Annotated in this window: 26 protein-coding genes; 15 read left to right on the top strand and 11 right to left on the bottom strand. The window is 67.4% G+C overall.

Annotated features, from left to right (window positions below; all coding sequences use genetic code 11):
• Positions 1 to 3 precede the first annotated feature (3 nt).
• Together ASE63_RS24090 and ASE63_RS24085 are read right to left on the bottom strand one after the other, a co-directional pair.
• Entirely contained in the window at positions 4 to 1236 is a 1233-nt protein-coding gene (locus ASE63_RS24090; protein WP_056807756.1) for an extracellular solute-binding protein, read from the bottom strand.
• Positions 1237 to 1312: 76 nt separating this feature from the next.
• A complete protein-coding gene (locus ASE63_RS24085; protein ID WP_056807754.1) occupies positions 1313 to 2050 on the bottom strand; it encodes a GntR family transcriptional regulator in 738 nt (245 codons plus the stop codon).
• Positions 2051 to 2144: 94 nt separating this feature from the next.
• On the opposite strand from ASE63_RS24085, the gene ASE63_RS27585 reads away from it, so the two are divergent.
• Complete coding sequence (locus ASE63_RS27585) at positions 2145 to 2501, top strand: autotransporter domain-containing protein (protein WP_156410578.1); 357 nt, start codon at positions 2145 to 2147, stop codon at positions 2499 to 2501.
• A gap of 934 nt (positions 2502 to 3435) precedes the next feature.
• Here ASE63_RS27585 and ASE63_RS24080 read toward each other — a convergent pair.
• Positions 3436 to 4107 carry a TetR/AcrR family transcriptional regulator gene (locus ASE63_RS24080; protein ID WP_082610249.1) on the bottom strand — a complete coding sequence of 224 codons (672 nt, stop codon included), beginning with the start codon at positions 4105 to 4107 and terminating at the stop codon, positions 3436 to 3438.
• A 136-nt stretch (positions 4108 to 4243) separates the two neighbouring features.
• On the opposite strand from ASE63_RS24080, the gene ASE63_RS24075 reads away from it, so the two are divergent.
• Positions 4244 to 6322, top strand: coding sequence for a prolyl oligopeptidase family serine peptidase (locus tag ASE63_RS24075; RefSeq protein ID WP_056807752.1), 2079 nt, complete (start codon positions 4244 to 4246; stop codon positions 6320 to 6322).
• 401 nt (positions 6323 to 6723) lie between these two features.
• Here the strand turns inward: ASE63_RS24075 and ASE63_RS28785 are convergent, their stop codons facing one another.
• The 3 genes from ASE63_RS28785 to ASE63_RS28845 all read right to left on the bottom strand — a co-directional run bounded on the left by ASE63_RS28785 (position 6724) and on the right by ASE63_RS28845 (position 9528).
• A complete protein-coding gene (locus ASE63_RS28785) occupies positions 6724 to 6849 on the bottom strand; it encodes a hypothetical protein (RefSeq protein WP_280137463.1) in 126 nt (41 codons plus the stop codon).
• A 194-nt stretch (positions 6850 to 7043) separates the two neighbouring features.
• Positions 7044 to 7736, bottom strand: a complete 693-nt coding sequence (locus tag ASE63_RS24070; RefSeq protein ID WP_056807751.1) for a class I SAM-dependent methyltransferase — start codon at positions 7734 to 7736, stop codon at positions 7044 to 7046.
• Between the two features lie 79 nt (positions 7737 to 7815).
• Positions 7816 to 9528 carry a serine/threonine dehydratase gene (locus ASE63_RS28845; protein WP_082610247.1) on the bottom strand — a complete coding sequence of 571 codons (1713 nt, stop codon included), beginning with the start codon at positions 9526 to 9528 and terminating at the stop codon, positions 7816 to 7818.
• A gap of 117 nt (positions 9529 to 9645) precedes the next feature.
• On the opposite strand from ASE63_RS28845, the gene ASE63_RS24060 reads away from it, so the two are divergent.
• Entirely contained in the window at positions 9646 to 10521 is an 876-nt protein-coding gene (locus ASE63_RS24060) for a CoA ester lyase (protein ID WP_056807749.1), read from the top strand.
• A 27-nt stretch (positions 10522 to 10548) separates the two neighbouring features.
• Here the strand turns inward: ASE63_RS24060 and ppa are convergent, their stop codons facing one another.
• Positions 10549 to 11088 (bottom strand): inorganic diphosphatase, encoded by a 540-nt coding sequence (gene ppa / locus ASE63_RS24055; RefSeq protein ID WP_056807748.1) that lies wholly within the window; start codon positions 11086 to 11088, stop codon positions 10549 to 10551.
• 182 nt (positions 11089 to 11270) lie between these two features.
• Here ppa and ASE63_RS24050 point away from each other — a divergent pair, with 182 nt between their 5' ends.
• Entirely contained in the window at positions 11271 to 11993 is a 723-nt protein-coding gene (locus ASE63_RS24050; protein ID WP_056807746.1) for a sulfur transferase domain-containing protein, read from the top strand.
• An 11-nt stretch (positions 11994 to 12004) separates the two neighbouring features.
• On the opposite strand, the gene ASE63_RS24045 is transcribed toward ASE63_RS24050, so the two are convergent.
• From ASE63_RS24045 to ASE63_RS24030, 3 genes are all read right to left on the bottom strand, one after another.
• Positions 12005 to 13453, bottom strand: a complete 1449-nt coding sequence (locus tag ASE63_RS24045; RefSeq protein WP_156410577.1) for a hypothetical protein — start codon at positions 13451 to 13453, stop codon at positions 12005 to 12007.
• Between the two features lie 239 nt (positions 13454 to 13692).
• Entirely contained in the window at positions 13693 to 14214 is a 522-nt protein-coding gene (gene hutX / locus ASE63_RS24035; protein ID WP_056807740.1) for a heme utilization cystosolic carrier protein HutX, read from the bottom strand.
• 10 nt (positions 14215 to 14224) lie between these two features.
• Positions 14225 to 14572, bottom strand: coding sequence for an antibiotic biosynthesis monooxygenase (locus ASE63_RS24030; RefSeq protein ID WP_056807738.1), 348 nt, complete (start codon positions 14570 to 14572; stop codon positions 14225 to 14227).
• A 273-nt stretch (positions 14573 to 14845) separates the two neighbouring features.
• Here ASE63_RS24030 and ASE63_RS24025 point away from each other — a divergent pair, with 273 nt between their 5' ends.
• From ASE63_RS24025 to ASE63_RS24005, 5 genes are all read left to right on the top strand, one after another.
• Positions 14846 to 15796 (top strand): ABC transporter substrate-binding protein, encoded by a 951-nt coding sequence (locus tag ASE63_RS24025; RefSeq protein WP_082610245.1) that lies wholly within the window; start codon positions 14846 to 14848, stop codon positions 15794 to 15796.
• Between the two features lie 83 nt (positions 15797 to 15879).
• A complete protein-coding gene (locus tag ASE63_RS24020) occupies positions 15880 to 16899 on the top strand; it encodes an iron chelate uptake ABC transporter family permease subunit (protein WP_244491583.1) in 1020 nt (339 codons plus the stop codon).
• Positions 16892 to 17728, top strand: coding sequence for a heme ABC transporter ATP-binding protein (locus ASE63_RS24015; RefSeq protein WP_056807736.1), 837 nt, complete (start codon positions 16892 to 16894; stop codon positions 17726 to 17728). The genes ASE63_RS24020 and ASE63_RS24015 overlap by 8 nt, the downstream gene beginning before the upstream one ends.
• A gap of 134 nt (positions 17729 to 17862) precedes the next feature.
• Positions 17863 to 18387 (top strand): L,D-transpeptidase, encoded by a 525-nt coding sequence (locus tag ASE63_RS24010; protein WP_056807734.1) that lies wholly within the window; start codon positions 17863 to 17865, stop codon positions 18385 to 18387.
• A gap of 145 nt (positions 18388 to 18532) precedes the next feature.
• Complete coding sequence (locus ASE63_RS24005) at positions 18533 to 18850, top strand: DUF2853 family protein (RefSeq protein WP_056807732.1); 318 nt, start codon at positions 18533 to 18535, stop codon at positions 18848 to 18850.
• Between the two features lie 508 nt (positions 18851 to 19358).
• Here ASE63_RS24005 and ASE63_RS24000 read toward each other — a convergent pair.
• Positions 19359 to 20660, bottom strand: coding sequence for a cyclopropane-fatty-acyl-phospholipid synthase family protein (locus ASE63_RS24000; RefSeq protein ID WP_056807730.1), 1302 nt, complete (start codon positions 20658 to 20660; stop codon positions 19359 to 19361).
• Between the two features lie 145 nt (positions 20661 to 20805).
• Between ASE63_RS24000 and ASE63_RS23995 the strand changes: the two genes are divergently transcribed.
• From ASE63_RS23995 to ASE63_RS23970, 6 genes are all read left to right on the top strand, one after another.
• The gene (locus ASE63_RS23995; protein WP_056807728.1) at positions 20806 to 21249 is read left to right on the top strand and encodes an Lrp/AsnC family transcriptional regulator; all 444 of its coding nucleotides are present in this window, start codon (positions 20806 to 20808) and stop codon (positions 21247 to 21249) included.
• A 223-nt stretch (positions 21250 to 21472) separates the two neighbouring features.
• Complete coding sequence (locus ASE63_RS23990; RefSeq protein ID WP_056807726.1) at positions 21473 to 22603, top strand: saccharopine dehydrogenase C-terminal domain-containing protein; 1131 nt, start codon at positions 21473 to 21475, stop codon at positions 22601 to 22603.
• Between the two features lie 82 nt (positions 22604 to 22685).
• Entirely contained in the window at positions 22686 to 23441 is a 756-nt protein-coding gene (locus ASE63_RS23985) for an SDR family oxidoreductase (protein ID WP_056807724.1), read from the top strand.
• A gap of 80 nt (positions 23442 to 23521) precedes the next feature.
• On the top strand, positions 23522 to 23839 hold the full coding sequence (locus tag ASE63_RS23980) for an NIPSNAP family protein (protein ID WP_244491576.1): 318 nt from the start codon (positions 23522 to 23524) through the stop codon (positions 23837 to 23839).
• Positions 23836 to 24663, top strand: coding sequence for an alpha/beta fold hydrolase (locus ASE63_RS23975; protein WP_056807722.1), 828 nt, complete (start codon positions 23836 to 23838; stop codon positions 24661 to 24663). The genes ASE63_RS23980 and ASE63_RS23975 overlap by 4 nt, the downstream gene beginning before the upstream one ends.
• Positions 24660 to 25466: an aspartate dehydrogenase gene (locus ASE63_RS23970; protein ID WP_056807720.1), complete on the top strand. Its 807-nt coding sequence runs from the start codon at positions 24660 to 24662 to the stop codon at positions 25464 to 25466. The genes ASE63_RS23975 and ASE63_RS23970 overlap by 4 nt, the downstream gene beginning before the upstream one ends.
• The last annotated feature ends 77 nt before the right edge of the window (positions 25467 to 25543 follow it).

Genomic DNA, 25543 nt, shown 5'->3' with positions numbered 1-25543 from the left:
GCGTCACTGCCTCTCGATGCGCCTGAGCGCAAGCGACTGCGCCTCGTCGAGCGTCTTCTGCACATCGGCGTTGCCGACGAGAATCTTCAGCACCTGCTCGACGACGATCTGCTGGATTTCGAGGGTCTTGGTCTCGAAGCCGAGGACGAGTTGCGGCAGGGCATAGGGCGTTTGCGCGTCGTAGACGCCGAGCCAGGGCGCGCGTTCCAGATCGGCCTTGGGCCGCTCGACCTGGGTGGCGACGCTGGCAGCGCCGAGGATGCCCTGCAGCTCCTGCTGGGGCGCCTGCTGCAGCACCCAGTTGATGAAGACGCCGCAGGCCTCCTTGTTCTTGGTGTTGGCGTTGACCGAGAGCGAGGTCAGGATCAGCCCCTGCTGGCGGTTCGGGAAGGGCGAGGGCGCCGCCTTGAAGCCGAGATTCGGATTCTGGGCCGCGAAGATGCCGGCGACGCCGCCATTGTCGATGTTCATGGCGATCTTGCCCTCCCAGAACATCCGCCGATAGGTCGCCGCGTCCGCGCCCTTCGGGATCACGCCGGAATCGTAGACCTGCTTGTAGGCGGTGATCGCCTCGACCACCTTCGGGCTGTTGAGGGTAAGCTGCTTGCCGTCGGCCCAGTTCCCGCCGAAGCCGTAGACATAGTTCGTCATGTCCTGCCAGAAGCCGGAACGCTCCGGCATCGTCGCGCGGAAGGCGTAGCCGAAATTGCCCTTGCCGGTCGCTTCCTTGGCCGTCGCGATGAATTCCGGGAAGGTTTTCGGCGGCTCACCGCCCTTCAGCAGCGCCGGATTATAGATGAGCTGGTAATTGGCGAGCTCGAAGACCACACCATAGCGCTTGCCCTCGACGTTGAGGAACTTGTCCGGCGCCTGGAAGCTGTATTTGCTCGCATCGACGAGGTCGTCGATCGGCAGGATGCGCTTGGCCGGCAGGGCGGCAAAAAAATCCGTCTGGTCGAAGCGCACAAGATCCGGCCCGCCGCCGCCGCCCATCTGGGTGAAGACCGTGTTGGCGAGCTGCGAGAACGAGATCGCGACAGGCTGGACCTCGATCTTGTCCTGCGAGGCGTTGAATTTCTCGATCCAGGCTTTCAGCTTGTCGCCGCGGCCGGCTTCCGCGAAGGTCGCTGCAGCGAAGGTGATCGTCGTCTTGCCCTGTGCGAAGGAGCGCGTGGCGGCGAGGGCCGCGGAGGCGCCGGCAGCTGCCAGCATGCTGCGTCGGGTGAGCTTGGACATCGCGTCTTTTCCTCTCCTGTAGTGGCGTTTGTGCCGCTGTTGTTGATTTTTAGGCATCCGGTACGCGCGGCGTGGGCTAGCTGGTCAGCAGCGGCTCGATGCTGCAGTCGAGCCGTGAAGGGTCGATGCGGCTCTCCATCTCGTCGAACATGCCGTCGACAAAGGCGATCAGGGCGTCCGAGGCTGCGACGGCGCGCTCGGCATTGCGCGTGGCGATGGCGTTGAGGACGGAGAGGTGGTGGTCGATGGTGCCGTCGAGGCTGGGCTTCTGCGCCATGTGGGCGTGGTAGATGAAGCCGATGCGCCGGAAGATGGTGTGAAGCGGCCGCAGCGTGTGCTCGAGGAAGGGCTCGCCAGCGGCAGAGAGCACCATCTGGTCGATGCGGCGGTCGAGCGCATTGAACTCGGCCAGCGTCAGCCTGTCGCGCCGCTCGCGCAGCAGCCGCTCCATATGCAGCATCTGGTTACGATGTGAGGGGCCAGCCCGCTCGGCGGCCAGCCTGATGACGAAGCGCTCGATGTCGCGGCGCAGATGCAGCAGCACGCGCTCGCGGGCGAGATCGATCGGTGCGATCTGGAGCCCGTGGCGCGGGCGGATCACGATCAGCGTATCGGCGGCGAGGCGGTTGACGGCGTGGTGGACCGGCGTGCGGCCGAAGCCGGTGATGTCCTGCAGATCCTGCATGGCCAGGAAGCGTCCGGGCGCCAGCTCGCAGCGGACCAGCAATTCCTCGATGCGCTGATAGGCCAGATCGAACAGGTTGACGCGGTTCCGGCGCGGCTGCGCCTGCGGCTCGCTCGCATCGACCAGCATCAGCCGAGATGGGCGCTTGGTCACGTCGCGTCTCCTCCGTTGCGGAACTCGTTATCCGGTTCCAGCTTGGTCTCCACTCTAAACATGTTGTGAAATGTTACAAGCTCTCTTATGGCGACCTCGTCATCCTCGGGAGGAGGCCGATCGTACATCTTCTCGCGATTGGCCCGGCTACGCGCCGAACGACTGGCAGGTCGGTCACCGCTTCGTCCGCGTCACCTGGGCGCATTACTACCAGCGCGACGCCGAGCTTTCGGCTTCGCTCAACGGCCTGCCCGGTGCGAGATTCACGGCGACGGGCGCCCGGCCAGACCGAAGTGCCGCCTTGCTCGCGGCGGGAGGCGACATCAGGCTGAGCCGGAGGGTCAGTCTCGGCATGCGCGTCGTCTCCGAACTCTCCGGAAACACGCGGCGTGTCGGCGGCACCGCTCAACTCGGGGTCAGTTTCTGACCGCCTTCTCTTGTCCTGGGCTTTCGACCTAACCCGTCGGAACCGCACCTGTTTCCGCAATCGACTCAAACTTGCCGCCGCTTCGCAAGGCGCAGCGATTGGCTCTCCATCCACTTCTCAGGCTCCGCCGATCTTGCCGTCCGCTATAGGCTGGACGCAATTCGACGCCCACGCGACGCCATAGATTCATCCGGCCACCTGACGGCCCCGGCGGAACATCGGGCCGATCAGCTCGTCTATTCAACAGATGAGCAGGCGCTCTGCGGGAGCGCGTATCTCGAAGCAGGAGCCCGGATCGATGGAACGACGTTCATTCTTGTTTGGACTGATGGCGCTGGCCGCTGGATCTTCGCTGCCGCTGCGTTCCGATGGCGCGCACGCTGCTCCGGCTTTGCCGGTGCCTGATGTACCAATCGCAGAGGGTCCGGTGCTGCCGGATGGAACGCCAACGGAGTGGTCGCAGTATCGAAGCGGTCATTCGCACCGTGGCCATCATCGCGGGCGGCATCGTCACAGACACCATCATCGATACCGCCGCCGCCACCGTCGGCAGGTCTGTCGAGTGTACCACGACAGGTTCGGCCGGCGGATTCGCCGGTGCCGCTGGGTATAGCTGCCCCGATTTTCCGAGGGTTGGAGCCGACCGCGCCAACCCTCGGGGGTCGCCCCCGCACGATACGCTACCCAGGCCAGTCGACTTCGGCCCTTGGACGCGGGCGTGGTCAGGCCCGCCACAGTTATGGAACGTCGTCGGCCAAGATCGTTCTACAACTCGGCACCTGCCTGTTGCCATACCGGCGGCTGCGCGAAGTCTGACCTGATTTTGGCACGCCGCTTTCGCGTCTCCTGGCACCGTTGAGGGGCGCGGCGTCGCACTCCAAGCCGATCTTCAGCTACATCGGCGCGGCCAGTGCCTCTCAAACGGAGGTCATTCTCACTGCGCTGCTTTCGCCGACGAGGGAGCATGCTTTTCGTCTGGCCAAATCCGAGGGGTGACCGGATCGCAGAACGGCAGGGTGCTGGCCCTGCGGATGGCTTGCGCGAGATGCTCGTTCACTTCCGCCGTGGTTGTCTTCAGCCCGTGCTTCACGGCCGCCAGGCTGACGGTCTCGTCGACGATCCGGATCGCGGCCATCACGGTCGCGGCGCACAGGCGAACCTCGAAATCTCCGCGCGGACGATCGAGGCGCTCGGCGATGATCTCGATCAGGTGCTCCTCGCCGAGGTGACAGGACATCAGCCATGCCGTTCGCAGCGCCGGCTCGTCCGCCAGTCGGGCGAGGAGCCTTACGACGAGAATATCGTCTGCGAGGTCTTGCGGCGCCTGTTTGTCGGGGCCGAGACTCGCATGGAACAGGTCCTCGATGGCGACCTCCCGGGGCCATCGACGCAAGACTGCGGCGAACCGGAGCGACGATTGGGCGAACAGAGGCTCGACCGCGCTCTCCTTCGATCGAAAATATCGCCAGAGGGTGCGCGTCGCGACGCCAGCGGCAGCGGCGATCTGATCGCCGCTGGTATCGGCGATACCTCGTTCCAGGAACAGCCGGGCCGCATGCCGGGAAAGGTCCAGCCGAGTGTTTTCGCGGGCGAGGCTCCTGCTCATGCGGCCCTCTGTGCTCCCAAAAACGGCGTCATTCAAGTCGCCTCAATTTCGACATTTAAAGACATTTACAATGTCATTTAGTGACATGTAACGCTGTGGCGGTCGAGGGCGGGCGGCAGCCAGAGGGACATTGCAGATGAGGACCGGACCGACCATGCGCTCCATCGACTATCCGCGAACACGCCGCGTCGACTTGACCGAGAGCCATTTCGGTCACCGGATCGCTGACCCTTACCGATGGCTGGAGAATGATGCCCGCAGCGACGGCGAGGTGGCCGCATGGGCGCAGGAGCAGAATGCGCTCGCGCGCAGCTATCTCGACGATCTGCCCGCCCAGGATGTGTTTCGCAGGCAGTTGACGGAGCTGTTCGATTTCGAGCAGGCCGGTGTCCCTCTCAAGCGCGGCGAGCGGTATTTCCACACCATGCAGCAAGGCCTGAAAAAGCAGGCTTCGCTCCATGTCAGGCAGGGCGTCGATGGCCCGGACAGGCTATTGCTCGACCCGAACGGCTGGTCCGAGGACGGCGCCGACGCCATTGCGGAATGGGATGCCTCGCGCGACGGCGCCTATGTCGCCTACGCCGTGCAGCGCGGCGGCTCCGACTGGCGCGAGATCAAGGTGCTCGACGTCGCCACGGGTGAAACCTTGGGCGACGAAGTCAAATGGGCTCGCTTCGGCAACATCGCCTGGGCGAAGGACGGGTCGGGCTTCTTCTATTCCCGCTACCCCGAGCCCGAGCTGGGCACGGCCTCGCAGGCCGGCGTCGCCGATCACGCGGTATGCTTCCACCGGCTGGGAACGCCGCAGGCCGAGGACAGGCTCGTCCATGCCACGCCGGATCGCCCCGATCTGCTGCACCTTGCCGGAGTGACCGAGGACGGGCGTTACCTGATCATCCACTCGACGCCCGGATCGTCGATGACGATGCTGAGCGTGGTTGACCTGACAGCAGACGACTGGACGGTCCGAACCGTGATCGGCGAGGATTTCACGGCCGAATGGTCGGCCTTCGGCAATGACGGCACCGTCCTCTACGTCGTCACCAGCCAGGGCGCGCCGCGCCGCAGGATCGTGACCATCGATCTCGTTGAGTCCGCTCCGAAGCCGCTCGACATCGTGCGGGAGGGCGAGGCCACCCTCGAACACGCGTGGCTTATCGGTCGCCGCCTCATGGCCGCCTATCTGGTCGACGCAAGAACCGAGCTTCGGCGCCACAGGCTCGACGGGACACCGGACGGCACCGTCGAGCTGCCGGGTATCGGCAGCGCCGGCATTCGCGGCACGCTGGAGGACGACGAGGCGTTCCTGGCCTTCACCAGCTTCAACGCGCCGCTGACGATCTATCGCTACGAGGTCGCGGCGAGGACGCGCACGGTGTGGGCACAGCCCAAAATCGGGTTCGAGCTGAGCGAGATCGCGGTCGAGCAGCACTTCTACGCCTCGAAGGACGGCACCACGATCCCGATCTTCGTCATCCGGCGCAAGGGCGTGCAGGCACCGGCACCGACGCTCCTCTATGGCTATGGCGGCTACGCCATCAGCCTGACGCCGTATTTCGCTCCGACGCAGCTGGCCTGGGTCGTGCAGGGCGGCACGCTGGCGATCGCCAATATCCGCGGCGGCGGCGAATATGGGAGGGCCTGGCACGATGCCGGCCGCCTGGCCAACAAGCAGAACTCCTATGACGACTTCATCGCCGCCGCCGAGTTCCTGCGCGACGCCGGCATCGCCCGCCCGGACGGTATCGCGATCCAGGGAGAATCGAATGGCGGGCTGCTTGTCGGCGCGGTGACGAACCAGCGCCCGGATCTGTTCGCCGCGGCCTTGCCGGGCGTGGGCGTGATGGACCTGTTGCGCTTCCATCATTTCACCGGAGGAGGCTTCTGGAGGTTCGACTTCGGGGATCCGCAGGAGGCGGCGGCGTTCGACAACCTGCGGGCGCTTTCGCCCTATCACAACGTCGTGTCGGGAAAGGCCTATCCCGCCATCCTCGTCACGACTGCCGATGCCGACGACCGCGTCGTGCCGGGGCACAGCTTCAAATACGCCGCCGCCATCCAGGCCGCCGACATCGGGACGAAGCCGCGTTTGCTGCGGGTCGAGACCCGCGCCGGCCACGGCGCCGGCAAGCCCCTCGACAAGGTCATCGCCGAGGCGGCCGACATGTGGGCCTTCGCCGCACATTGGACAGGTCTCGAAACCGGGCGCCCCTGACGGCAGATGCTGTCAAAGCGACGCAGCCATCGCCTCTGCGTGCCATGATCAGGCGATCCGCGTGACGCGCATTTAACCCGCTCGTCATCGGCCGGACGGCCTCACCGATTTAAGGGTCTGTCGTTCGCCTTCCGGATGTCGGAATGGGCCAGGCGACACATGGCACTCGGAGAAGGTAGGCGAGTGCAGGCGAGGGCCTGCGGAGAGGGGGCGCCTCCGTTGGGAGGCGGATGTCGCCCCCTCTCCATCTCGTAGCCTGGGGCCGTGCCGACACTCGGTTTCGCGCATCGTAGCATTGGCTGCAGGCGTGGGCGGCGGCGCAGGGGTCGCCTCTGATGATGCGGCGTCCTGGTACCTGCGGGGTCTGTCGCGAAGCGCGTCTGCGCTTTCAGGCGGAGCCGTCAGCTCCAGAAGCCCTCTTGATGGGCACGGGGCGAGAAGCCCTCGGAGCTGTCCTGCTCCGTCGTCTCGATCTCATCCTCGCGCTCCGTCTCGAGCACATAGTCTGAATCGTGCCGTTCCAGCATGGGTCTCTCCTTTCAAATTTGGGGGAGGATTGCTTTGGGCAGGCTCGGGATATGATTTTTTGCTGCGTCGCACAAGGCCAACGTGCCGGTACAGTTCGTCCGGCCACGGCAGCATGGTGAAAACCAAGGGACAACACCGCATCCGGCCGGATGTTCCGGAACCCTCAACCGCCATCGGCCTCTTGGACGATGCCCTATTCAGGGCGCTTGAGATGGTGCAGGCGCAGCGGCTGGCGCAGGAGGTAGTCGCCTTCCACGCGCTCCGCGAGCGTGTGGAAGCGCCTCATCACTTTCTCGCGCTCGTGCAGCGCACGCTCCTTCCGCGCAGGATCGACCGCCACGACGCGGTCGATGAAGTCGGAGACGCTCGGATAGATCTCAACCCGGTCATATTCCTGGAATTCAGCCAGAAGCAGCGGCCCGCTGCGGAGCGCAGCCGCGATCGCTTCCTGCGCCGCCAGGCGGATCGCTGTCTCGTCCTCGATCGGGCGCATCGACTCGAAGAAGGTGCCTTCCGGCAGCGGCTCGACGACGATGACGCTGCCGCCGGGCGCGACGATGCGGGCCGCCTCGCCAAGCGCCCTGCTCATGTCGGGGATGGGGACATGATGCAGGCTGTTGACGAAGAGCGCCGCATGCATGGCGGCATCGACGAAGGGCAGGCGCTCGGCGCTGGCCTGCCGCAGGATGGCGCCCGGCGCGGTCCTGCGCGCCACCGAGAGCGCGGTCGCGTCGGGGTCGATGCCCGTGACCTTGGCGCCGCGCTCGGCCAGCGCGTTGAGCAGATCGCCGCGCCCGCAGCCGATGTCGACTATCCGCCGCTCCTCGAGCGGTGCGAGGAGGGTGCGGAGGATCCGGAGCGTGTCGTTCACGGGGCGCGCGAGCATGGCGGCACCCAGCCTAGCTCATGACGTCGGAGGGGTGGCAAGCCTCCGTGCCACGCCCCCTGTTTACGACGTCCACGTCTCAGCCGACGAGCGTGGCGAGCTTGGCCAGGTCTATATTCGCGCCGCAGACGAGCACGCCGAGGCGCTCGCCCGGAGCCGGCTTGTAGGCGCCGCAAAGCAGCGCGCCGAGTGCGGCCGCGCCACCCGGCTCGACCGCAAGCCGAAAGTCGCGCCAGAGCGTCGCCTGCGCCTGCGTGATCGCGGTGTCCGGGACCAGCGCGACATGATCGACCGTGTCGCGGCAGACCTCATGGACCAGCGGGCCGACATTGCGCGCACCCAGCGAATCGGCTGCGATCGAGGCGACCGTGACCTCGACCGGCCCGTTGGCCTGCAAGGCCGCGTGCAGCGCGCGCGAGCCCTCGGGCTCGACGCCGACGACCTTGACGTCGCTATCTGCGAACCAGGCGGCGATGCCCGAGATCAGGCCGCCGCCGCCGACCGCGACGAGGACGGTGTCGAGATCGGGTTCCTGTGCCTCCCATTCGCGGCCGAGCGTGCCCTGGCCGGCCATCGTCTCCCTGGCGGCGAAGGGGTGGATCTTGAGGGCGCCGGTTGCGGCCACGAAGCGGTCGCAGGCCGCCTGGGCATCGTCATACTGCGCGCCGCCGATCACGACCTCGGCACCGAAGCGGCGGATTGCCTCGACCTTTGCCGCCGGCGAGATCTCGGGGACGAAGATCGTCGCCTTTACGCCGCGGGCGCGGGCCGCATAGGCCACCGCCGCGCCGTGATTGCCGCCCGAGGCGGCGGCGACGCCGGCCGTGGGCACCTCAAGCGCGAGCAGATTGTTGAAGGCGCCGCGCGTCTTGAAGGAGCCGGCATGCTGCAGGCATTCGAGCTTCAGCGAGATGTCGGCATCCGAGCCGAAGGCCCCTCGGCCAAGCCGCATCACCGGGGTCACGCGGGCATGGCCCGCGATTCGCAGCGCGGCCGCCTCGATCATCGGGCGGGGAACGGGACGGTCGGTCATAGCGGTATCCTGCGTGGGCGGGGAGGCGGGCCGGTAGGTCCAGATCGCGATCGGAAGTCCGTGGCTATCGCGCCCGGGCGGATCGGGAAAGGGCCTTCCGCGCCCGGCAAGGATGTGTTCGGCGACGATCAGGGCGGCGAGCGCATCAAGCACGTCGTCGCTCGCCGCTCCTCTGGGAGGCCGCGCCTGCAGCGTCGCGGCCGGGACGCCGGCGGCGAGGAGCAGGGCCTGCCGCTCCGCCATGCCGGCCGGATTGACGCTGCCCTTGATCTTCTTGGGATGGAGCAGCGGAGCGCCGCGCATGGTGGCGAAGGCGAGTTCGGGGTGGACCTCGTGGATGCAGCCCAGATGGGCCGGCTCGGAGCGGAGCAGGGCGTCGAGCTCGCGGATTCGTGGAAAGAGGTGAAAGCCCTGCTGCGAAACCTTGCGCGGCGGATACGAATGGGCGAGCGCCAGCCCACAGGCCGCACGGTACTCCGTCGCCTCGATGGCCGCGCGGGCGGGAATGGAGAAGACCGAGGACTGGCGCTCGCCGAGCAGGAGCCGCACCAGTTGCTCCGGGCCGCGCCCGGAACCCGCGATGCGGTCGGGCAGCCCGATCGGCATGTCGATGGCGATGACGGAAGCTGCCGGCCGCCCCGCCAGCAGGTTGTCCAGGCGGGGGATCACACGCAGCTCCGGCTCGCCCTCACCGGGCACTTCGCGGATCGCGGCGATCCAGCCCGCCTTGCAGCCATCCACGCCCGCGATCCAGCCCATCCGCCTCCTCCTTCATCAACCCTTCGCAGGACTGACGTTGCATGGCACTCGCGTCTAGTGTGCAGTGCAGGTGTTGCTGTGCAGTGCAAGAAAGCCATCCGGCGTCAGGAGAACCACATGCCGACGATCCGTCCGCGCCGCAGCGTGCTCTATATGCCCGGCTCGAATGCCCGTGCCCTCGAGAAGGCTCGCGAGATTCCCGCCGATGCGCTGATCCTCGACCTCGAGGATGCGGTCGCGCCGGACGCGAAGGCATCGGCGCGCGAGCAGGTCTGCGCGGCAGTTGCTGCGGGAGGCTATGGCCGGCGCGAGCTGGTGATCCGGACGAACGGCATCGACACGCCCTGGTTCAAGGACGATCTCGCCGCCGCCGTGGAAGCCAATCCCGACGCGATCCTGATCCCGAAGGTCTCGGCTCCCGAGACGCTGCAGCAGATCGGCGCGCAGCTGAACGGGCTCTGGGCCGAGCCGGAACTGCGGGTCTGGGCGATGATCGAGACGCCTCTCGGCATCGTCAATGCGGAAAAGATCGCACGCGCGGCACGCGATCCACGCACGCGGCTGGCCTGCTTCGTCATGGGCACGAACGATCTCGCCAAGGAGACGCGCGCGCGCTTCGTGCCCGGCCGCGCGCCGATGCTGCCCTGGCTGTCCGGCGCCATCCTGGCGGCGCGCGCCCACGGCCTCGACATCCTCGACGGGGTCTATAACGACCTGAAGGACGAGGACGGGTTTCGCGCCGAATGCGAGCAGGGCCGCGATTTCGGCTTCGACGGCAAGACGCTGATCCACCCGAACCAGGTCGCGCTCGCCAATGCGGTCTTCGCGCCCGACGAGGCGGAGCTCGCCCAGGCGCGGTCGATCATCGCCGCCTTCGCCGAGCCGGAGAACCAGGGCAAGGGCGCGATCCAGCTCGGCGGGCGCATGGTCGAGTTGCTCCATGCCGAGATGGCCAAGCGCGTCGTGGCGCTCGGCGAGGCGATCGGGGCGTGAGAGCCTTCTCCCCGAGGGGAGAAGGGTTCAGCCCTGCTTTGCCGCCTTGGCGCGATCCATCGCCTCGACGATCAGCTGCTTGGCCTTGGCGGCATCGCCCCAGCCGGCAAGCTTGACCCATTTGCCGGGCTCGAGATCCTTGTAGTGCTCGAAGAAGTGCTGGATCTGGTCGAGCGTGATCTGCGGCAGGTCGGTGTAGTTGTGGACGTTCTCGTAGCGCTTGGTCAGCTTGGGAACCGGGACCGCGATGATCTTCTCGTCGCCACCACCTTCGTCCTCCATCATCATCACGCCGATCGGGCGCACGGCGATGTAGGAGCCCGGGATCAGCGGGCGCGTATTGGCGACGAGCACGTCGCAAGGGTCGCCATCCTCCGACAGCGTATGCGGGATGAAGCCGTAGTTTCCGGGATAGCGCATCGGCGTGTAGAGGAAGCGGTCGACGAAGAGCGTGCCGGCTTCCTTGTCCATCTCGTACTTGATCGGCTCGCCGCCAATGGCCACTTCGATGACCACATTGACTTCGTCGGGAGGATTCTTGCCGATGGAGATGGCGTCAAGGCGCATGTCTTCGAACCTGTCAAATTGGGAAACGGGCGTCTTATGAGGGTTTGCGCGGCAAACGCCAAGTCCGACCTTCGCAGCCGGGGCATGCTTGTCGATTTGCGCGATGTCCCCGGCGCTGGTATCCGGCGCGGCATGACATGTCATTCGAGCCGCGGCAGCCGTGCGATACGCGGAGCCCGCCCGTGCTGAACCGCTTGCGCCCGGACGAGGAACGCTATGCCCGGCGCATGGCCCGCATCGCGCGCTGGAACCGGCCGATCGAGAGCCGCGGGCAGCGGCTGCGCGCCTGGGCCAACATGCTGCTGGTCGACCACGGCATATTCCGGTTGGCCTATCTCAACGCCCACAAGGTCACGCCGCGGCTGTGGCGGGCGGCGCAGCCGGCGCCGGGACAGATCGCCTGGTTCGCGCGGCAGGGCGTCAAGACGATCATCAATCTCCGCGGTGGGCGCGAGCACGGCTCCTGGCCGCTGCAGCGCGAGGCGTGCGAGCGGCACGGCATCGCGCTGGTCGACTTCGTGCTGCGCTCGCGCGGCGCGCCCGATCGCGAGACCATCCTCGCCTCCAAGGACTTCTTCGCGACGCTGAAGGAGCCGGCGCTGGTGCATTGCAAGTCCGGAGCGGACAGGGCGGGCTTCTTCGCCGCGCTCTACCTGCTCGTCCATGAGGAGCGCCCGCTGGACGAGGCGATGCGGCAGCTGTCGCTGCGCTACGGCCATTTCCGCTTCGCCAAGACCGGTATTCTCGATGCCTTCTTCGATGCCTATCGCGTCGAGGGCGAGTCGAAGGGAATCGCCTTTCTCGATTGGGTCCGGGACGTCTACGACCCGGCAAAGCTGGAGCGGGATTTCCGGCCTGGATTCCTTTCCTCGCTACTGGCCGACAGGCTGATCCGACGCGAATAGCCGCGTCCGCCTCAGCGCGCGAGGCTGTGCCCGCGCAGATCGGGCTCGGCTGCCTCCGGCGCCTGTTCGCAATGCGTCCAGGTGAACCAGACATGCGCCAGCATCCGCGCGACGGAGATGCCCCCCACCACGTAGAGCAAAGCCGGCGAGAGCGCGCCGAACCACAACATCGCTGCGATGATGGCGAGCAGGGCGACGGCGTTGGTCGTGATCTGCCAGGAGGGATGGCGCGCCAGTGCCGCGATGTCGTGCAAGGTGCCAACAGGAGCGATGCCGATATAGAACAGCGTCATGACCGCGACAACATCGCCGACGCCGGCCCATTTCGTGCCGTCGAGCAGGTCGTCGGCGAGAACGGCGCCGAAACCGATCCCGGCGAACAGGGCCGCTGCCGCTGCCATCAGCCCGACCGTCACGACGCGAAGCCAGAAGCGGCGCCGGGGACCGGCCTGGATGCGCAGGCGGTTCAGCACGATCGGGCCTGAGACGGTGCCGAACATCTGCGTCGGCATGTCGAGCAGGCGCATCGCCAGCGCGACGTGGGCCGCCAGCAGCGGGTTGGCCGCATAAGGGAGGGCGAGCAGCGGCGCAACCGTGAAGCCGAAAGAGAGCAGGGCGGATGGCAGCAGGATGCGGGGCGCGTCGCGCCAGCGGTGGGCGGCTTCCCGCAGGCTATGCAGCGACCAGAGCGCCGGCTGCACCAGCGGGAGCAGCGCCGTGCGGCGGCGGCGGACGAGATAGGCCGCTGCCAGGACATGCCCCACCGCATCGGCCATGAACAGCGCCAGCGCCTTTGGTCCGAAGATCGCGATTAGCAGGAGCATTACTGCCGGCTGCACCAGCGCCTGCACGACATTGCTGTTGCCGATTGCGCGGAAATCGCCCTCCGCCGTCGCCTCGGCCCAGAGCAGGCGCAGCAGCGAGCGGGCCGAGAGCGAGATCAGGAAGAAGAACGCGACGGCGGGCGCCACCCAGCCGGTCGCGATCAGGACAGCCAGGACCGCGATCACGAATATGAGGAAGGTCGCTCCCACGGCCATGGCCAGGCGGAAGGCAAGGCCGAGCCGTGCGCGGTCGCTGCTGCGGAAGAACACGGCCTCCAGCCGCATCAGCGCGGCGATCGAGACGAAGGTCGCGACCGCGGAAAAGACAGCGAAGACGGCGAAGACGTAAGGCGGGCAGAACATCGCCGCGACGACGAGGCCCCAGACCGATATCAGCCGCGCCTGCACGAAGCGCAGGCCGAGCAGTATCGCGGAGGCGAAGTTGGAGCGGAGTTGCGGCGCCCGGTCGGCGACGAATTTGCGGCCAGCGGCAAGATTCAGCGAGGGGCGGCTGGGCGGAAACGTCGCCCGTTCCATGACGATATGCGCGGCCACGTCGACATCCACAGCTGGAGCATCGGGCAGGCCGTCTTGGTGCCGCCCGGCCACAGCCGGGCGATCGGCAGGCATGGTCACGAGCTTTCGGCCTTCGAGTGGCCAGACTGCGTGCGGATGGTTAACCGATGGTTGACGGCAGGCATCGTGGAACTGTTGCAGAGAGCCGAGGCTCCGGGGACGGCACGGCGCGACTGAGCACGCCATGCCGTCGTAATTGTGGCTGGATCGCCGCGCGCCCTATCGGGCGCGAAGTGTCGATCGATCTCTTCACTTTAGCCTCGGACCGAAAAGTGGATGCCACTTTTGGTGCCGATGCTTCAGGCGAATGTGGTCTTCAACGTTTCGAAGCGCGCGAGCTGTTCCGGGAGGAGGGCGCGTTCGGCGTCCCGCCGGACGAAGACCTTGAACATCACCTCGCCGGCGCCGTTGAAGAACTGCACCGAGCAGGCGCGCCGGCCTTGGCCGGAGGCGCGATCGACGACGTAGATCGCCTTGCAGTTCTCGGCCTTGATGTGCCCGCCGATCGGGCTGTCGCCATGGATATTGTAGTAGCCATGGCCGAAGCTGCCGACGGGCAGCGCGCCGACGCATTCGAGCACGACATCGGGCGTGTGCATCAGGAACAGCACCTCGCCCCAGCTCGCGAGCTCCTTCCAGACGGCCTCGAAGCGGTCGCCTGCGACGAAGAGCCGCTGCCCGGCCGGCAGCAGTTCGAGCGCGGCCTGGGTCGAGACCCCGGCCTCGCGGGCAATGGCCTCGATCAGGCCGTCGGGCTTGGCGGCGAGGAGGTCGCGGGCGCGCTGGATCGCGTCCGGGGCAACAGCTTCGGTAATGGACATATGAGACGCCTTACTCGGCCGCCTGGAGGGGGCGCTGCGGGTTGATCTCGGTGATGATCGTCTCGAAGCCCTCGAACTCCGGGTGGCCGAGGAAGAGCGGCTTCTCGCGCTTCTCGCCGGCATTGCGGTGAGACTCGCGGAACTGCTCCGACTTCGTCCAGGCGGTGAAGTCCGCCTTCGAGGCCCAGCTGGTATGCGAGGAATAGAGCGTGTGATCCTCCTTCTCCGGGCCCTTCAGGAGGTGGAAGGAGAGGAAGCCGGGCATCTCGTCCAGGCGGGACTTGCGCGAGGACCAGACGGTCTCGAACGCTGCCTCCTCACCCTTCGCGACCTTGAAGCGGTTCATGGCGATGAACATCGGGATTGTCCTGTCTCTGGCTCTGTCTGATGGGCGGGGTCGCGATCGCGCCCGGCTTGGCGGGGGCTACGGCGGCATGCCCCATCGCCACCACCGCATTGCCCTTGACCGCTTCTAGTAAAGCTGAATATCACCGTCAACAATGCCTGAGCATTTTCTCAGTTTTTAATAATTAAAAACTGGATTTACTTGGGCGAATGCTCAAAATTTCCGTCGAGTTGCTGGTTTTCCCTCCGGTGGAAGCCGCCTCGCCGGCTATCAGGAGAACCGCTCATGGTCGCCCATGCCGCCAGCCCGGCAGGCCGTTCCCGGCAACCCGACAGGCGTGAGCTCACGGCTGCGATCGGCTTGACGCTGCTCGCCGCCGGCGGCCTCGTGGCGGGCTTTCCGCGCCTAGCCCTGGCCCAGGCACCGGAGCGCATCGTCTCGGTTGGCGGTGTGATCACGGAAGTGATCTATGCGCTCGGCCTGCAGGACCGCGTCGTCGGCGTCGACACCACGAGCCAGTTCCCGGCGGATGCGCTGCGCGACAAGCCGAGCGTCGGCTATGTCCGCGCCCTTTCGGCCGAAGGCGTGCTTTCGCTCAAGCCCACGCTGGTGATGGTGGTCGACGGCGCGGGACCGCCCGGCGCGGTCTCGCTGCTGGAGGAGTCGGGGGTGAAGATCGCCCGCATATCGGACGACACCAGCGCCGAGGGCGTGGCGGCGAAGATCGAGGCGATCGGCGCCGTGCTTGGCGTGGCCGAGCCCGCCTCGCGTCTCGCCGCCCAGACGCGGGCACGCTTCGACGAACTCGCGACGCTGCGCAGCGCCATTTCCAAGAAGCGCCGTGTCCTGTTCGTGCTCTCGCTGCAGAACGGCCGCGTGCTGGTCGGCGGGCGCAACAGCTCGGCCGACGCCATCATTCGCCATGCCGGCGGCATCAACGTCGCCGACGGCATCGAGGGCTACAAGACGATCACCGACGAGGCGATCATGGCCGGTGCGCCGGACATGATCCTGATGATGCGCAACAGCAGCGCCCACAACCCGACCGCCGAGGAGGTCTTCGCGATGCCGGCCTTCGCCGAGACGCCGGCCGCGAAGGACAAGCGGCTGACGCGCATGGACGGGCTCTATCTGCTCGGCTTCGGCCCGCGCACGCCGCTCGCCGCCCGCGACCTGATGGCGGCGATCTACCCCGAGGCCGCCGTGCCGCAACTGAAGACCGCGAACGCCCCGTGACACTCGCATCGCCTCCCGTGCCGGCGCTGTCAGCCGGCCTTGCCTCGCTGGTCGCGGGGCGACGCCGGCTCGCCGTCTTCGCCGTGGTCGGGCTGGCGCTCGGCTGTGTGCTGCTGGCGCTGGTCGCCGTAGGGCAGGGGGCGATCGCGATCGCGCCCGGGCGCGTGGCCGAGATCCTGTGGGCGCGGCTGACCGGGGACACGGCGCTGCTCGATGGCCGCGACGTTCTCGTCGTGATGAACATCCGGCTGCCGCGCGTCCTGCTGGGGCTGCTCGTCGGTGCGGGCCTTGCCGTCTCTGGTGCCCTGATGCAGGGGTTGTTCCGCAATCCGCTGGCCGATCCGGGCCTCGTCGGCGTCTCCGCCGGCGCCGGGCTCGCGGCGGCCGCGACCATCGTGCTGGGAGACCGCTTCCTCACCGGTACGCTGATGAAGCTGCCCTTTGCAGTGCTGCCCTTCGGCGCCTTCTGCGGCGGACTGATCTCGACGCTGGCGCTCTACCTGATCGCGACGCGCCAGGGCCGTACCTCGGTTGCGACCATGCTGCTTGCCGGCGTCGCGCTCGGCGCCCTTGCCGGTGCGCTCACCGGGTTGCTCGCCTTCATCTCCGACGACCGTCAGTTGCGCGACCTGACCTTCTGGTCGATGGGCAGCCTCGGCGGCGCGAGCTGGACAAAGCTCTCGGCCATAGCGCCGATCATCGTGCCGCTGCTCTTCGCCATGCCGTTGCTGGCACGCGGGCTCAACGGGCTGATGCTGGGCGAGGCCGAGGCCTACCATCTCGGCATTCCGGTCCAGCGCATCAAGGCGCTGGCGATCGTGCTGGTGGCGCTCGCGGTCGGCGCGAGCGTGGCGGCGGCCGGGCTGATCGGCTTCGTCGGCATCGTGGTGCCGCATCTGATCCGCCTCGCGGTCGGCCCCGACCACCGCCTGCTGCTGCCGCTCTCGGCGCTGGGCGGGGCGATCCTGCTCGTCGCAGCCGATATCGTCGCGCGGCTGATCGTGGCGCCGGCGGAACTGCCGATCGGCATCGTCACGGCGGCGATCGGCGCGCCGTTCTTCCTGTGGCTGCTACTGCGTCGCCAGGGGCTGATCGATGTCTGAAGCCGGAACGGGTGATGACATCATCGTCTCCGCACGGGGAGTGGGCTTCAATGCCGGCGGGCGGGCGCTCGTCAGCGAAGCCTCGCTGGCCCTGGTGCCCGGAACGACGACGATCCTGATCGGCCCGAACGGCGCCGGCAAATCGACCCTGCTCAAGCTCATCACCGGCGAGGCGAAGCCCTCTTCCGGCGAAATCCTGATCGACGGCGAGAACCTGCACGCGATCCCGGCCTGGCGGCTCGCCTGCCAGCGCGCGGTGATGGCGCAGCATGCCCGGCTTGTCTTCCCGTTCAGCGTCTACGAGGTGGCGAGCCTCGGCGTCGACGGCATCGGCCGGGCGCTGCCGCGCCAGCGTCGCGAGGCGCTGGTCGGTGAATGCCTGGCGGCGGCGGGCGTGCTCGATCTCGCCGCGCGACGCTACCAGACCCTGTCCGGCGGCGAGCAGCAGCGCGTGCAGTTCGCCCGGGTGCTTTGCCAGATCGAGGCCGGCCGCAGCATCGCCAGCCGGCAGGCGCTGTTCCTCGACGAGCCGATCGCGAGCCTCGACCTCTGCCACCAGCTCGCGCTGCTCGACATGGCGCGCAACATCGCCTCGCGCGGCGTCGCGGTGCTGATCGTGCTGCACGACCTCAACCTCGCCGTGACCTATGCCGACCATCTCGTGGTGATGGACCAGGGCCGGATCATCGCCCAGGGCGCACCGGCGAGGACGCTGGACGACGCGCTGCTGCGCCAGGTCTTCAAGGTCAATCTCTCGCTCGGCCGCGCCCCGTCGCCCGGCCTGCCCTTCCTGCTGCCGCAACAGCATCGGGTCAGCCCTGCCGCCTGAGGCCGGCAAGGCAGGGCGGGGAGGGCTTCACCGCCGATTCATTCTGAATCGACGCTTCACCACGTTGTTCAACCGTCGATTCAGGGCCTCGGCCCCAAACCTGCCGCCTGTGCTTCATGCGGAAGGTTCGGCTCATGGGCAGGCGTTCGATCGACATCTTGCTGGCCGCGGCGACGGTAGCGCTGCCGCTCTCGCTCTCCGGCGGCCCGGCTTTGGCGCGCGAGATGGTGGAGTTGCGGGACGCCCGCTACCATCCCGGCACGATCGTCATCCGGACGGGGGAGCGGCGCCTCTACTTCGTCACCGCGCCGGGAGAGGCGATCCGCTACACCATCGCCGTCGGCAAGGCCGGCAAGCAGTGGCGCGGCGTGAAGTATGTCGAGGAGATGCAGGTCGATCCGGCCTGGAGCCCGCCGGCCTCGGTGAAGCGCGACAATCCGCATCTGCCGGACGTCATCCCCGGCGGCTCGCCGCGCAACCCGATGGGCGCGCGCGTCATCGGCCTCGGGCCCGGCGGCGAATATGCGATCCACGGCACCAACATGCCGCGGTCGGTCGGCACCGCGGCCTCCTATGGCTGCTTCCGCATGCACAATCGCGACGTCGCCGATCTGTACGAGCGTGTCGGCATGGGTACTCCCGTGGTGGTCCTGCCCTGAGTGGCGTCTGGACGATTCGGGAGGGGCGCGCCTCTTCCGAAAAGTTAACCTGCCCCTCGCCTGCCCGATAAAAGCGCGTTAACGTTTGCCCGTGCGACAAGCGACATGCCGGGCACGCCGTTGCTCGGCTTACAGGGGGCTAACGATGGATCACCTCGCCGACGTCAAGAAGTTCGCCAAGAAGCCGCTCAACGAGGCTGCCTTTGCCGGCATGTCGAAATCCTATGCGCTCGTGATGAGCAAGCCGGATACCCGCTACGTTGCCTGTTCCGACCCCGCCGAGATCGAACGCGTCCGCGACAACTTCCTGAAGAAGAAGCTCGGGCTGACGGCAGGCGACCTCGAAGGCTCGATCAAGGCGATCTGCGAGCACATGAAGGCCGACAGGACTAAGTCGCGCCTGACCTTCTACTATCTGCTGGCCGAGCATCACGGAAAGCTCGACCTCTTCGTGAAGAAGTAGTCCACGCGCCGAAAGCCCCGTCCGGCCTCGGCCGCGGGGTTTTCGGGCTGGAGCGTATCCGAGGGGATGCGCGGGGCCTGCAGGCCGGCGGCTTTCGCCGCAGCCGAATGTCGATGTCGAAGCGGCTTGGAACCAGCCGCCTGCCGACCCCGCGCGCGGTTTTCTTTCGGTCCCGCCGCCGCTCCGGGCCTGCCTGTTCGGCCCGTCGCGGCGGCGCGCCCTTCGCAGCGGCAGCCAGCGACGGCTGCCTCCACGAACACCGCTACCCCGCCCGGCCGCACGACGCCTCGCGACAGCCCCCTTGGTCGGGCGGAGCGAGCGGAGAATAGGCACGGGGGCAGGGGGCGGGGATAACATTTCGAGCAGGCGGTCGCGCCTTGGTTGGCCGTCATTGCGAGCGCAAGCGAAGCAATCCAGGGAGGCGTAGAGCGCTGCCGCTCCTGGATTGCTTCGTCGCTTACGCTCCTCGCAATGACGGGACAGCGCGCTTCAACCTGTGCGAGACGCCTCAGCGATAGAGATCCTCGCGCGTCAGCGGCAGACCGGAGGGGCCCTTGCGGCGCTTCGAGACCAGCGTCTGGTTGATCAGCGCGCCGCCGCGTTCGAAGGCGAGCGAGCAGCCGGCGAGATAGAGCAGCCACATCCGCGTCCGCTCGGGGCCGATTTCGGCCTCGGCCTTTGCCTTGTTGGCCTCGAGCCGCTCCCACCACAGCCGCGTCGTGCGCTGGTAATGCTCGCGCCAGCCCTCGACATCGTGGACCTCGAAGCCATGGCGCTCGAGATTGGCGATCGACATGCCGAGATGGTCGAGCTCGCCGCCGGGGAAGATGTAGCGCACCAGCGCGCGGTACTCGGCCGGCATCTTGTTGAAGGCCTTGTCTGTCTTCTTGGCCCGGCGCGAGATGCTGTGGTGGAGATAGAGCCCGCGGGGCTTGAGCAGCCGGTTCACCGCCTGGAAATAGGTCGGGTGGTTGGCGATGCCGACATGCTCGAACATCCCGATCGACGAGATCTTGTCGAACTCGCCGTCCATCTGGGTGAAGTCCTTGAGATGGAGCGTGACCTTGCCCTGCAGGCCGAGCCGCTCGACCTTCTCGCGGGCCAGCGCCAGCTGCTCCTCGGCCAGCGTCACGCCATGCGCCTCGACGCCGTAATGCTGCGCGGCATGGCAGACCAGCGCGCCCCAGCCGCAACCGATGTCGAGCAGCCGGTCGCCGGGTTTCAGGCGCAGCTTGCGGCAGATCATGTCGAGCTTGTCGCGCTGGGCCCGCTCCAGATCGCGATGATCCTCGGTGAAGTAGGCGCAGGTGTAGACCATCTCCTCATCGAGGAAGAGCCGGTAGAAAGCGTTCGAGACGTCGTAATGATAGGCGATATTGGCCTTGTTGGTGGCGGGTGCGCCATCGCGGGCGATCGCGTCGCCCTTGAGATGGCCGACTGTGCTGGGCGCTGCGCCCGGTGCGAAGACGAAGCGGCGGAATACGTCGAGGACGGCGCCCTTGGAGATGGTGCGGGCGAGGCGGCCGACCTTGCCCTCGGGCCGTGCGCTGGCCAGATCGAAGATCGAGCCGTTGAGCAGCGCGATCCGGTCGGTCACATGCAGGTTGAGCAGCGTGTCGAGCCTGGGCTTGCGGACGAGGGCTGCCACAGCGCCGGAATCGTTGATGGCGATGGCAAGCCCGTCGGCGGGCCAGGCTGACGGGACATGGCTGCCGTCCCAGAGCCGGAAGCCGAGCTTGAGGCCGAGCTTCTGATGGGCCTCGGCGAGGAGCCGCCGCAGCGCGGCGAGGCGTTTCTGGTCGCTGTCCATGCTCTTACCATTGATACGCGGTCGCCACGTGTTTGGCGGGGCCAGGAGCGAATGGCAACCTGCGGGAGCGCGCGCGTCGCCCCCTTGGCGGGTCGGGGGCGCTGGTTTACCTTCATTCGTCAGTGAAACGAGCGAGGTGTACGGGATGGCGCGGCCGGCGGATGCGCGGAAGGACCAGGAACTCATCAGCATCCTGACCGCGAATGCACGGACCTCGCTGGCGGAAATCGCCAAGATGCTGGGTGTCTCGCGGGCGACGGTGCAGGGGAGGCTGGCGAGGCTCGAGCGCGAGGGCGTCATCGCCGGCTATACGACGATCATCGGCAAGGACCGGGAGCAGACGGCGTCCCTTTCCGCCGTGATCATGATCGAACTCGAGGTGAAGCAGCAGGGCAATGTCGTGGCGGCGCTGAAGAAACGGCCCGAGATCGTCCAATGCTACACGCTGAGCGGGCCTTTCGACCTGTTCGTCAAGATCCGTTGCACGACCTCGACGCATCTGGACGAGATCATCGACTGGATCGCGGAGATGGATGGCGTGCGTCGGACGACCTCTTCCATCCTGCTCGCCCGCAAATTCGAACGCTGATCGACTGCGGGCGATCAAGCCAGCAGGCGCCTATGGCGGCCGCCGAGCGCCATGCGCTCTGATGGTTTTGCTATGGAATCACGCATTTACCTTTATATTCATCTTATATCCCTCTGAATTTTGTCGTTTCGGCACTTTTTGCCGCCGCGAGGCTCCCGGATAACGGAAAGCCAGATTCGTGCGCGGTGGAGCCGCGGGACGGCAAAGGCCGGGGAGACAGACGATGAAGACGGAACGCAAGCGCATCGCGGTGCTGGGTGCGGGGCAGATCGGTGTGATCATTGCCGGAATGCTGGCCAGGCAAGGGCATGAGGTCACGCTCGCCGATGCTTCTGCCGAGCAGCTGGCTCTGGCCGCCGGGCAGGGCTTCGCCACCGAGACGGTCGATGCGGCCGATCTCGAGCGGCTGCGCGCCTTCCTGGCCGATCGCGACATCGTCGTCAGCGCCTGCCCCTATTTCCTCAACAAGGGCATCGCCCGCGTCGCGGTCGAGACCGGCACGCACTACTTCGACCTGACCGAAGATGTCGCGACGACCGCCTATATCAAGGAGATCGGGGCCGGAGCGAACGTCGCGCTGGTGCCGCAATGCGGGCTTGCGCCGGGCTTCATCTGCATCCTCGGCGCCGACATGGCGGCGCGCTTCGACACCGTGAAGACGATCAAGATGCGGGTCGGCGCGCTGCCGCTCTATCCGACCAACGCGCTGCGCTACAACGTCACCTGGTCGGTCGACGGGCTGATCAACGAGTACTGCAATCCGTGCGAGATCGTCTTCGACGGCAAGCCGATCCTGGTGCCGGCGCTCGAGGGGCTCGAGGGCGTGATGATCGACGGCGTCGCCTATGAGGCATTCAACACCTCGGGCGGGCTCGGCACGCTGACCGAGACGCTGGCCGGCAAGGTCCGCGACATGAGCTACAAGACGCTGCGCTATCCCGGCCATGCCGAGATCATGAAGCTCCTGCTGCGCGGCCTCGATCTCGCCGATGACAAGGAGACGATGCGGCGCATCCTGAAGCAGGCGGCGCCCTTCACCCGCAAGGACGTGGTCGTGATCTTCGTCACCGGCATCGGCGAGAAGGCCGGGCGCCTGGAGGAAGACAGCGTCGTGCTGCGCTATGACGGCAGCGAGGAGATGAGCGCGATCCAGCTCACCACCGCTGCCGGCTGCGTCGCGATGGTCGAGCTGTTCCTCGCGGGCAAGCTGCCGCAGGCCGGCTTCGTGCGGCAGGAGGATGCCTCGCTCGCCGACTTCCTCTCCACGCGCGCCGGCTCTCGCCTGGCGCGGGAAACCCGCAGCGACGACCAGGCGAAGCTCGTCCTCGTCGAGGAGGCCCGCGACGCGGCTTGATCGCGAGCGGGTTCCGGCCGATCAAGGCACGAGGGAGCCACGGCCACGCTGCCGGTGAGCCGAGCAGCGAAAGGATCATGCCATGGCCGGGCTTCAGCGCGCCTATCTGATCACCGGGGCCGCGAGCGGCATCGGGCGGGCGACCGCCCGCCTGATGGCCGCGCCTGGCGTCGGGCTGATGCTGCACACCCGCGCCAATGCGGCGGGGCTCGACGCGGTCGCCGCCCATGCCCGGGCGCAGGGGGCGAGCGTCGCGACCTGCCTCGGCGATCTCGGCGCGAATGGCGTGGCGGAACGGGCGGTCGAGACTGCCGCCGATGCCTTCGGCCGCCTCGACGCATTGGTCCCGGTTGCCGGTGCGGCCTATCGCGGCGGCGCGCTGGCCATGGCGGATGACGACCTGCGCCGGGTGATGGACGAGGCGGTGATCGCCTTCCTGCGGCTGGTGCGCAAGGCGCGCCCGCTGCTTGCCGCCGGTTCCGATGCGCGGGTGGTCGCGACGTCGTCCTTCACCGCGCATGTCCTGAGCCGCGACCTCGATGCCTTCGCGGCGACGGCGACGAGCCGGGCGGCGCTGGAAACGCTGGTCCGGCTTTTGTCCCGCGAGCTTGCCGCCGAGGGGATCACCGTGAACGCCGTCGCGCCCGGCCTGATCCGCAAGGATGAGGGGCGCGGCAGCAAGCTTTCGCCAGAGGCCATCGCCCGGATGGAGGGCCTGATCCCCCTCGGCCGGCGCGGCGGACCGGAGGAGGTCGCGGCTGTGATCGCCTTCCTGGCCTCTCCCGCCGCATCCTACGTCACCGGCCAGGTCTGGCATGTCGATGGCGGGATGAGCTGACGCCGGAGCGCGCCACCCGCGATTGACAGGCCGGGAGCCAGCCGCCCTACTACCGCAAGCCAAGCGGCTATACGGGGGCTATGATGATCTATGAAGAGCGCGACTATCGCATCAAGGCGGGCAAGCTCGCCGAGTTCGTGAAGATTTATGGCGAGCATGGGCTGCCGCTGCAAAAGGAGCATCTCGGCAGCTTCATCGCCTATTTCACCACCGAGATCGGCGAGCTGAACCATGTCGTCGCGCTCTGGGCCTATGACAGCCTCGATCAACGGGCCGCCAAGCGCAAGGCGATGCTCGCCGACCCGCGCTGGCAGGATTATCTCAAGCGCGTCGACGGGCTGATCGACATCCAGGACACGCGCATCCTGACCCCGGTTTCCTACTCGCCGCTGCAATGAGCGTGGCGATCTCGGCGGCGCCGGACGGCGCCTTCACTGCCCGGACGCCCGACGGCGCGGTGCTGCAGGCTTTCTCGGAGGGGGAGGGGCCCGCGCTGCTGCTGGTCAGCGGCCTCGGCGGAACGGCAGGCTTCTGGGCGGGCAATGCCACGACGCTGGCGCGCTCCTTCCGCGTCATCCGCTTCGACCAGCGCGGCATCGGGGCGAGCAGCCGCGGTACGGCGCCCTGCACGATCGACCAACTCGCGCGCGACTGCCTCGCGGTGCTCGATGCGGCGGGCGTCGAGCGTGCGGTGCTGCTCGGCCATTCGACCGGCGGCTGCATCGGCCAGGCGCTGGGGCGGATCGGGCCCGAGCGGCTCGACGGGCTGATCCTCAGCGCGACCTGGCTGAAGCAGAGTCGCTATCTCAGCGGCTTCTTCCAGGCCCGCCGGACCATGCTCGACGACAATCCGCAGGCCTATGCCGCGACCGCCGTGCTGATCGCCTATCCGCCGGCCTGGCTCGAGGCGAACTGGGCCGTCTACGAGGCCGCCCTGGCCACTGCGCCGTCCACGGCCGCAGAGTGCGCGGTGGTGCGGGAGCGGATCGATGGGCTGCTGTCCTTCGACGGCTCGGCGGAGATCGCCGCGCTGCCGATGCCCACGCTGGTCCTGGGCGCGCGCGACGACATGATCGTGCCTTCCTTCATGCAGGACCAACTGGCCACCGCGCTGCCGGGAGCCCGCAAGATTCTCCTCGACAGCGGCGGGCATTTCTTCCCGATCTCGCGGCCGGATGCCTTCACCGCCAAGATCGTCGAGTGGGTCGGAGAGCTCCGGTGACTCGGCATCGCGTCGTTCTGATCGGCTACGGCGCGATTGCCGCCGAGCTGGCGTCGGCGCTGCTGGCGGACGGAGAGCCGGGCTACGAGCTCGGCATCCTGCTGCGTCCGGGGTCACCGTCGCGGATGCGCGTGCCGGCTGTCACGACGGCCCTTTCCGGGCTGGACGAGGTCGCAGCCTTCGCGCCCGATCTGGTAATCGAGGCAGCCGGTCACGGGGCGGTGCGCGAGAGCGTGCCGGGCTGCCTCGGGCTTGGCCTGCCGGTACTGATCGCGTCGATCGGTGCGCTGCATGACGAGGCGTTCTTCGCGGCGCTGGTCGCGACCGCCCGGAAGGGCGGCGGGCGGCTGCTGCTGGCGTCGGGCGCGCTCGGTGGGCTGGACTATATCCGTGCGGCCCGCCATGCGCGGCAGCTCTCGCTGCGCTATGAATCGCGCAAGCCGCCGGCCGCCTGGAGCGCGGAACTTCAGCGGCTCGGCCATGATCCGGCGGCGCTGCCGGAGCCGGTCACGCTGTTTTCGGGAACGGCGCGGGAGGCGGCGGCGCTCTATCCGCAAAATCTCAATGTCGCGGCGGCGCTGGCTCTCGCCGGGCCGGGTTTTGATGCGACCGGCGTCGATGTCGTCTGCGACCCGCAGGCCGACGGCAACATGCATGTGGTCAAGGCCACCAGCGAGTTCGGGACGATGTCGCTGACCATCGCGAACCGGCCGTCGCCCGGCAATCCGAAAACGTCATGGATCGTCGGACAGGCGTTGTTGGCGGCGGTCGAGCAGCATTTCTCGCCGGTGGTGATGCTCTGAGCGCACCGGCGCCGGCCTGTATCGTTCAGGCTGGCGCCGCTTCCGCGCGACATAGAGGATCTAGCATCGGCTTTTCC

It is taken from the genome of Allobosea sp. Root381 (genome assembly GCF_001429395.1).
In the GTDB taxonomy this organism is placed as follows: Bacteria; Pseudomonadota; Alphaproteobacteria; order Rhizobiales; family Beijerinckiaceae; genus Allobosea.
Note: the sequence above shows the minus strand (reverse complement) of the source record. Positions and strands in the feature narration are given on the sequence as shown.